Annotated in this window: 10 protein-coding genes; 3 read left to right on the top strand and 7 right to left on the bottom strand. The window is 65.4% G+C overall.

Annotated elements, in window-relative coordinates:
• Window positions 1-427, top strand: a 427-nt coding sequence (locus VNW74_RS17070) for a DUF998 domain-containing protein (protein WP_325678864.1), incomplete at its 5' end; no start/stop codon positions are given.
• Between the two features lie 84 nt (window positions 428-511).
• Here the strand turns inward: VNW74_RS17070 and VNW74_RS17065 are convergent.
• The 5 genes from VNW74_RS17065 to VNW74_RS17045 all read right to left on the bottom strand — a co-directional run bounded on the left by VNW74_RS17065 (window position 512) and on the right by VNW74_RS17045 (window position 5554).
• Window positions 512-1675 (bottom strand): LLM class flavin-dependent oxidoreductase, encoded by a 1164-nt coding sequence (locus VNW74_RS17065; protein ID WP_325678862.1) that lies wholly within the window; start codon window positions 1673-1675, stop codon window positions 512-514.
• Window positions 1676-1753: 78 nt separating this feature from the next.
• Window positions 1754-2197, bottom strand: coding sequence for a hypothetical protein (locus VNW74_RS17060; protein WP_325678860.1), 444 nt, complete (start codon window positions 2195-2197; stop codon window positions 1754-1756).
• A 79-nt stretch (window positions 2198-2276) separates the two neighbouring features.
• On the bottom strand, window positions 2277-2981 hold the full coding sequence (locus VNW74_RS17055) for an Rv0518 family GDSL lipase (protein WP_325678858.1): 705 nt from the start codon (window positions 2979-2981) through the stop codon (window positions 2277-2279).
• A 226-nt stretch (window positions 2982-3207) separates the two neighbouring features.
• Window positions 3208-4440 (bottom strand): acyltransferase, encoded by a 1233-nt coding sequence (locus VNW74_RS17050; protein WP_325678856.1) that lies wholly within the window; start codon window positions 4438-4440, stop codon window positions 3208-3210.
• Window positions 4441-4666: 226 nt separating this feature from the next.
• On the bottom strand, window positions 4667-5554 hold the full coding sequence (locus VNW74_RS17045; protein WP_325678854.1) for a LysR family transcriptional regulator: 888 nt from the start codon (window positions 5552-5554) through the stop codon (window positions 4667-4669).
• 112 nt (window positions 5555-5666) lie between these two features.
• Here VNW74_RS17045 and VNW74_RS17040 point away from each other — a divergent pair, with 112 nt between their 5' ends.
• Window positions 5667-6059 (top strand): tautomerase family protein, encoded by a 393-nt coding sequence (locus VNW74_RS17040; RefSeq protein WP_325678852.1) that lies wholly within the window; start codon window positions 5667-5669, stop codon window positions 6057-6059.
• On the top strand, window positions 6056-7060 hold the full coding sequence (locus tag VNW74_RS17035; protein WP_414686706.1) for an NAD(P)H-dependent flavin oxidoreductase: 1005 nt from the start codon (window positions 6056-6058) through the stop codon (window positions 7058-7060). The genes VNW74_RS17040 and VNW74_RS17035 overlap by 4 nt, the downstream gene beginning before the upstream one ends.
• Here VNW74_RS17035 and VNW74_RS17030 read toward each other — a convergent pair.
• Both VNW74_RS17030 and VNW74_RS17025 read right to left on the bottom strand, forming a co-directional pair.
• Entirely contained in the window at window positions 7046-7759 is a 714-nt protein-coding gene (locus VNW74_RS17030) for a hypothetical protein (protein ID WP_325678850.1), read from the bottom strand. The two genes, VNW74_RS17035 and VNW74_RS17030, sit on opposite strands and share 15 nt — an antisense overlap.
• Window positions 7760-7778: 19 nt before the next feature.
• The coding region (locus tag VNW74_RS17025) for a class I adenylate-forming enzyme family protein (protein WP_414686705.1) at window positions 7779-8160 on the bottom strand (382 nt) is incomplete at its 5' end.

Genomic DNA, 8160 nt, shown 5'->3' with positions numbered 1-8160 from the left:
CCTTGTGTGGATCGTCGCCAGAGGTCACGACGCTGGTCTTCTCTCACCGGCTACCCTCCTCCTGCTTGCAGTGTGGGGCGCCTCGCGCTTCCTGGCTGCTTTCTTTCATGACGACCTGCCGGCGGCTGTCCCCACCGTGCACGGACGGATCCACAACGTCCTTGGGGCGCTGGCCTTCTTCAGCGTCTCCATAGCCATGATCATGGCCAGCCGGAGTTTTCGGCGCGAACCGCACTGGTCGTCGCTCAGCAGGCTGAGCCTCGTTCTGGGTGTTCTGGCGCTCATAGCGACCTTGCTCTTCGTTGGTGGCGTCGAGAGCAGCAGTCCTACACATCCGGTGTTAGGGCTGTCAGAGAGGGTCTTCTACGTATGCGCGATCGTGTGGCTGCTGCTGGTTGGGAGTCGAATCGCCCGCGCCCGCACCTGACTCGCGGGTAGGCGCGGGAGGTACCCGGCCATTGGCTGCGAATGAGCGCAGCGCTAATTCGCGCTGCCTTGAAGCCAAAGTTGGCTATTTCGAAGCGATTTCGTCCTGATATTTCTTGGTCATGTGCGCGACGGCGTCGTTCTGCGACTGCGCGAGGCCTTCTCGCACCGCGCTGGCGCGCGCGGCGGCATCCAGTGTCGGCTGCGCCTGACCCTGAAAATGCGGCATCACTTCGGCGGCGAACAATTCCGCGGACCGTTTGGTCGCCGCCGGATTGGCCCACTCGTGACCCATCTGCAGCATGCAGCCGAACCCGCCGGACTGATCCCACATCCGCTGCACCTGTGCCCGTGCCCGCTCCGGGGTGCCGATCACGCCTGCGCCGTTGTCGTTGATGACATCGATCATCTCGTCGATCTGCTCGCCGGGCATGGTCATTTGCGGGAACGCGGCCACCTTCTGGAAGTACCGGAACCATGACTCGAGGCCAAATTTCACGTCCTCGCGGGCTTCCTTTTCGGTTTCGGCGACGTGGAACGGCCCGACCAGGCTCCAATTCTTGCGATCGACTTGGGTGCCGAATGCGGCCGCGCGCTCTTCGACGATGTCCCAGTGATACTGCAGCGCGTTGAAGCCCTCGATAGTCAGCGTCGCCCCGATCGACAGCAGGCCGATGCCGTGCCGGCCGGCCAACCGCGCACCCGTCGGCGAGGCGACCGCGGCCACCGCCAGCGGGACACCGCCGTCGGAGTACGGGGCGAGTTGCAACTGGGCATTGTGCAACTCGTGCGTCGGGGTCTTAGCAGACACCGTCTCCCCCCGCAGCAGCCGGACAACGATGTCGAGGTTGGTGTCCAGCAGCTCGCGGGTGTCGGTGGGGGTCAGGCCGATCATCGACGAGTCGCTGGGTAGCGAACCCGGTCCCACCCCGCCAATCACACGGCCATGCGTCAGGTGATCCAGCATCATCAACCGGTCGGCGACCCAGAGCGGGTTGTGGTAAGCGAGCGAGATGACCCCCGTGCACAGCTTGATCCACTTGGTCCGTTGCGCGGCGGCGGCGATGAAGATCTCCGGCGAGGCGATGAGCTCTGTGCCTGCCGAGTGATGCTCGCCAATCCACGCCTCGTCGAAGCCGAGCGCGTCGAGGTGTTCGACGAATTCAAGATCTCGCTGCAAGGCAAGCGTCGGGTTGGTGCCCGCCCGATGAAACGGTGCGATGAAATACCCAAATCTGAGCTTGGCCATGTGAGTCCCTTAGCAGTCGAGTTGCGGAGAACCTTAAATCTGCCATGCACCCGTGACTAGCTCAACGGCGATGCCCGATCACGGCCAGCCACCGCAACCGACGCCCGGTACACAACCGTGGCCGCCGCCAGGTCCACCGCCGCCGCTGGGGCCGCCGGGGATTTGACCCCAGCCGCCGCCCGGTCCACCACCGCCCGTTGGCCCGCCGGGGATGCTGCCCCCGCCCCCACCCGGTCCGCCGCCGCCCGTCGGACCGCCCGGGATGCTCCCACCGCCGCCGTTGGGTCCGCCGCCGCCGGTGACACCGCCAGGCCCACCGTCGCCGGGAGCCGGCGATGGCGCAGGTTCTGAGGCTGGCGGAGGTGCGGGCGCGACGGTCGACGAAGGGCTGGTCGTCGTTGTGGTCGTGGTCGTTGTGGTGGTCGTCGGCCCGCCTTTGCCGCCCCCGCCGCAGCCAACCGCTAACACGAGGAAGGCCGCACCGCCGAACAACGCCATCGCCGTGCGCGCGTCAGATTTCACGTGCAATCCTCATTTCGTCAGGTGCTGCTTTTGGCACCCGGACTAGGTTGTGCGAAACGCGTTGACTGCGTACGGGAATTCAGCCCCATCTGGACAACTGAGCACGTATCAGTGGAGCGATTTGTTCCGCCAGATACGCATGTCCGGCGTCGTTGGGATGCACACCGTCTGGGCCGATCAGGTCGGGCCTACCGACGAACCAGCCGTCGATGATCGGATCGATAAACGTTGCGCCCGCCTCACGGGCCTGACTGCTGAGGGTGTCGCGGACGTACAGGACGTCGAACGGCGGATTGGCAGTCGGCCACGGCGGGCCGATCACCAGCAGCTTCGCCGAGGGCGCCATGCGGCGCGCCAGATCGAAGGTGTCGTGTGCCATGGCCGCCATCTGCATAGGATCGACGCCCTCGTCATTGCGGGAGCCGAAGAACACCACCAGCGAATCGTCTGGGTGGACGGCTCGGAGCGTCAGATCTTCAAAAACGCTGCCGTGGTCGCCGCGCACGACATAGCCTGCTCTGCCCTCGGATGCGACATCGGGCAAGATCTGAACTCCCTGGTGCGCGAGCGCCAGCCAGGTGCGGGTCGTCCACGCATTCGCGCCCTGCCCGCCCTCGTCCGTGCCGGTGGTGTAGGAGTCCCCGATCACCGCGACGTGATCAATCGGGGTGCCCAGGGCCGCTGGCTGGTATAGCCGTGCCGGCGCCGGTCGGTGGCTGACCATTCCGACGGCAAGGGCTAGCGAGATGACCACCGGAGCCAGACGAACCGCTGCTATCTGCACTGTCCACCCCTCAACCGGGTGCCGCATTTGTGCCCGCGGCATCGTACGAGCAAAACGAAGCACTGCGCCGTCGACGCGCGGGTGTCCGGTTGGACGCCGAGCAGGAGCCGGTCAGCGCAGGTTAAGCCCCCACTTCGTCGACGGGCACGGGACCGTTGGTCCCGTGCCAAAGGGATCGTACTCGATCAGGGTGTGGCGCAGCAGCCTTCGCGTCCGCAACGCATCCCTACCCTGCGCGCGCCTCGAGCGCCCGGTCGACCGATTGCAGCTTGGCGGTCGCGGGTTGAGCCGCCGAATCGGTCTGGGCGTCGGCGTTCGGGCCGCTGAAGTCGACCATCCTGCGCATCCAACGGCGGGCGGGCTCTTCGATGAAGTGATACATCAGGACCGAGATAACCACGGCGACCGCCAACAGGCCGAAGACGTTCCATTTCCATAGGGAATCGGAATGCCACGGTGTGAGCGTGAATTGCTCGACCGCCCATCCCCAGGCCGTATGCACCAGCTCGTGAACCATGTACAGGCAGAACGAGATCTGACCGCCATAAACCATCAACCGCGTCGACAGCAGCCTCGGCAGGCTGCCCAGGCCGACCGCCAGGGTTATCACCAGCGGAACGAACAGCATGTCGACCACTCCGCCGCTGTCGTTCTCCACGACCCCGGATATCGGATGCGCCTTGAACCAGTAGAGGACGCCCACCATGGCGACCAACAGAAGCAGGGAGGTGTAGCCCGCGATGCGGCGACCACGATCGGTCAGCCGCAACCTGCGCACGGCGGCGCAGGCGAGGGCGCCGGCGGTGAATTGCGTCACGATTCGCGGCAGCCAGCTCCACGGTGTGTAGAAGTGGCCGCTGGCCAGCAACATCACCACCGGCGGCAGTGACGCCGCGAACGCTAGCAACATCAGGCTGCGCGCCCTCGTCGCGTGCGTCATCCGCAAAATCACCAGGACGATCACTCCGAACAGCAGGTAGGCCAGCCATTCGGCGCTGATCGACCAGGCCGGCCCATCCCAGCTGGAGTTATCGAAGAACGGCACAAACCACAACTGCACGAGCAGGATCTGCCGCACGTAGCTGATTGCGGTGAGCTGCCCGGCGTCGGGCGACGGCACGTGACCGACGTGCAGGGTGAAGATCACCCACAGGGCGGCGAGGTGCAACGTGACCAGGTAGACCGGCCACACTCTGGCCAGCCGCAGCCACAGGAAGTGCAGGGTGGCGCGCGCCGACCACGACCGGCCCATGCGATCGAGGTAGTTCCAGGTCAGCACGAATCCACTCAGGATGAAAAAGAGGTCGACGCCTTGCGCGCCGCAGTTGAGCACCGGCGCGAGGGCGTCGCGGAAGCTGGGCGACGCATCGCTCAACATGGGCCGGAAGTGAAACAGCACTACCCACACGGCGGCGATGATGCGAAGTCCCGTGAGGGCCTTTATCTCTCCGCTGCGCACAACACTCTTTCCGTCAGGCCACTGGTCGTCATCGCCACTGCCGCTTCATCTGTGCTGCTGCGCCACCTGTCCGGGCGGTTAACTCCACGCGACCCGACAAAACCACGGCGATGGGAGGGTATCAGTGCGATCGCCCGAATGGCGAGTTGGCGAGCCGGTGTGGCTCCTGAGAAAGCGGTGTGCGGGCGGCTAGCGGGCGCTGCGCATTTCGCCGCGAGGCGAGGCGTCAGTTCGTATTCGAGGCGTCCGGGTGTCGTGCGGCCTGCACGGCCGCCTCGACGAATCGGCGTAGCGCTGCGTCATGCGCCCGCGGCAGAAATGCCAGCACGACCGGGCTGGGCGGGGCGCCGCGTAGCGCGATGAATCGCACGCCGGGATGAATGTTACGTCTGACGGCTACGTCCGGGATCACACCGATGCCCCGATCGGCGGCGACCGATTCGATCCACTCGTCGAAATTGCTTGTTTGCACAATGGATTTCGGCCCGGCTCCGGCCGGCCACGACCAAGGTCCGGTGGTGCCGCTGGCGACGTTGACGACCAGTGGCCACTGCGGGACATCGGCCCAGTCCAATTCCGATTTGTTCGCCAGCCGGGAGTGAACCGAACACACCGCCACCCGCGACTCGTTGAACAGGTGCACCACGCGCACGGCGGCGTACGCGTCGTGTCCACGCACTACTGCGACGTCGACCTTTCCCTGTCGCACAGCGTCCAGCGCATCGTCGGTACGGACCAGCGTGACCGCGATGCCGGTGGCCTGCTCGAAGCGAACGACGGTCTGCTGGGCCCACGGGTCGGGCAGTAACCAGCTGAACCCCAGGCGGATGCTGGCCTGCTGCCGAACAGCGCCGATACCGCGCTCCAACTCGGCGAGGATCCGTTCCACGTAGTCGACGAAGGTCCGCCCGGCGGTGGTCACTTCAACGTGCCGCGAACTGCGATCGAGCAGCGTTACGCCCAGCGCGTCTTCCAATTGCTGAATCGTGCGCGTCAACGCGGGCTGCGTGATCACGAGTTCGCCGGCGGCGTGGGTGAACGACTTGAGGCGAGCCACCGCTTCGAACGCGCGGAGGTGCCGCAGTTCCACTCGGCCGCTCTCCAGCGCGCTCATGCCTGACAAGCATAGATGCTCTACAGCAGGCATTTCACGGCGTCTGCTCGCGCGTCTAACGTCGGTGGCATCAGGGGCGCACCCTGCGGCCCGGAGGTGTCAGGAGAAGACAATGCCGCTGTTATACGTCGACATCATCGAGGGCCGCACGCCGGCCGAGATTCAGGAATTGCTGGACGCAATCCACGAGGCCGTGGTCGAAGCTTTTGAGGTCCCGCAACGCGACCGCTACCAGGTGGTGCACACCCATCCAGCCCACGAGGTCGTCACTTGGGACACCGGTCTCGGCATCAACCGCTCGGCTCAGCAGGTGGTTTTGCACGTGGTGAGCCGGCGACGTCCGCGCGAATTCAAAGAACGGTTTTACAAGCTGCTGGCATCGCATCTCGCTGAGCGGTGCGGGCTCGACCCGGCGGATCTGATCGTCTCGATCACCGAAAATGACGACGAGGACTGGTCATTCGGCTACGGACGGGCACAGTTCCTCACCGGAGAGCTCAAGTGAGTGCCGCCGTGGGTCTGACTACCCGTCTCACCCATTTCTTCGACATCGAACATCCGATCTTGTCCGCGCCTATGGCACTGAATTCGGGGGGCCGGCTCTCCGCGGCCGTAACGTCGGCCGGTGGCCTGGGCCTCATCGGTGGCGGCTACGGCGACTCGGACTGGCTGCAGCGCGAATTCGGCCTGGCCGGGGGGACGCGGGTTGGATGCGGCTTCATCACGTGGAGTCTGGCCCGCAAGCCCGAGCTGCTAGACGAGACGCTGGAGCGGCAACCGGCGACGATCATGTTGTCGTTCGGTGATCTGCGGCCGTTCGCCGAGCGCATCCACGCCGCCGGCGTCCCGCTGATCGCACAGGTGCAGACTCTCGGCCAGGCGCGCGAGGCGTTGGATGCCGGCGCGGAGATCCTGGTGGCCCAGGGCGGCGAGGCAGGTGGGCATGGAATGACTGTCCGTTCGACTTTCACGCTGGTGCCCGACGTCGTGGACCTGGCCGCCGAACGTTCGCCTGAAACGCTTGTGCTGGCTGCCGGCGGTGTCGCCGACGGCCGTGGGCTCGCGGCGGCGCTAACCCTCGGTGCCGATGGCGCGCTGGTGGGCACCAGGTTTTGGGCCTCCCCCGAGGCGCTGGTGTCGCCGCGGGCGCAGCAGCGGGCCATTCGGGCCAGCGGAGACAGCACCTACCGCACGCGGGTCTATGACGTTGTGCGGCGCTTGGATTGGCCGCCCCAATACAACGAGCGAGCTTTGAGCAACCCCTTCGTCGACGGCTGGCACGGCAACGATTCCGAACTGGTGTCGTCGTTGCCGGATGTAGTCAACACCTATGAAACCGCTGTCGCAGCCGAGGACTTCGACATCGCGGCCATACTCGTCGGCGAGGCAATAGGACGCGTCGGCGACGTTCGCCCGGCGGCTGACATCGTCGCCGATATGGCGGCGGAAGCGAACCGAATCTTAAACGGGAAGAATGGTTTTAGTCCTCGATCAGTGCAGGGGTGACCACGTAGAGGTTCGAAGCAAGCGGCTCTCCCACTGATCGCGGTACTTCAGCGCTTCGAACATGTAGGTGCCGGGTCCGCGGTGCTCGGGTGGGATGTCCGTAGTCAGCAGATGTAGCAGGGCGGCGTAGTCGTTGGTCGCGTCAATCTTCTGCCACAGCATCGCCTCTCGGCGTTTGTGGCTCCCGTGCGCCACCTGGAAGCAGGCCTGGATTTCGAGCACTCGTCTCCCGGGCGGGGCCTTGGAAAGCACTCGGTAGTAGATCTCATCCCACGATCGGATGTAGTCGTCCAGCGCGGCGTAAGGCCATCCGGTGTCCTCCATGAACAGACTCGGGGGATGCGTTGCACCGTCGGTGGGCACGGTCATCAGGTCCACTGCTTGCAGCGGCGACCACTCGACCGGCAACAGGATCTTCCCGATCACCTCGTGGCGCAGGTTGTCCAATTCGCGCATCCATGGCGCCAGGTCGCCTCGTTGCGCCCGCCGGGCCAGGCTTTCCCACGCCGCGCCGTCGGCGATGCCGGTGACAGTGACCACGTTGTACGCCACGCCCGAGCCGTGAGCGTGGTTGGTGTACCACAACAACCGAGCGTTGTCCTCCTGCGCCAGGGTAGGCATCCAGCCTTCGCGGTAGGCCGCCTCGAAGTCGTCCTCGCGGGCGCCGACGACCCGGTGGGTTTCGTGAAGGAACAGCACGGCGATTCCTTTCGGCCGCTCAGGGGTTATCTGCGATTAACAGCGAGAGCTGGCGGCGGTTGACTTTGCCGGTCTCGCTGTACGGGATGTGGTCGACGATCATCAGCCGCTCAGGCAGCTTGAAATAGGCGATGCGGTCACGACAATGCGACCGCAGCTCCTCGAGCGTCACGGGGAGGTGAGCCACCACCGCCGCGCCCACCCGCTGACCCATCTCCTCGTCGGTAATCCCGGCGACTGCGACGTCGCTCACCGCCGGATGGGTACGCAGTGCTTCCTCGACCTCGATCGGCCCGAACTTCTCTCCCCCGCGGTTGATCGTGTCGCTGAGCCGGCCGCTGGGGTAGATGTAGCCGTCGGCATCCCGCCGTGCGAGGTCACCGGTATGCAGCCAGCCTTCG

This window comes from Mycobacterium sp. (assembly GCF_035570115.1).
GTDB lineage: Bacteria > Actinomycetota > Actinomycetes > Mycobacteriales > Mycobacteriaceae > Mycobacterium.
The sequence above is the reverse complement of the archived record's forward strand: the minus strand, read 5'-3'. Positions and strand labels throughout refer to the sequence as shown.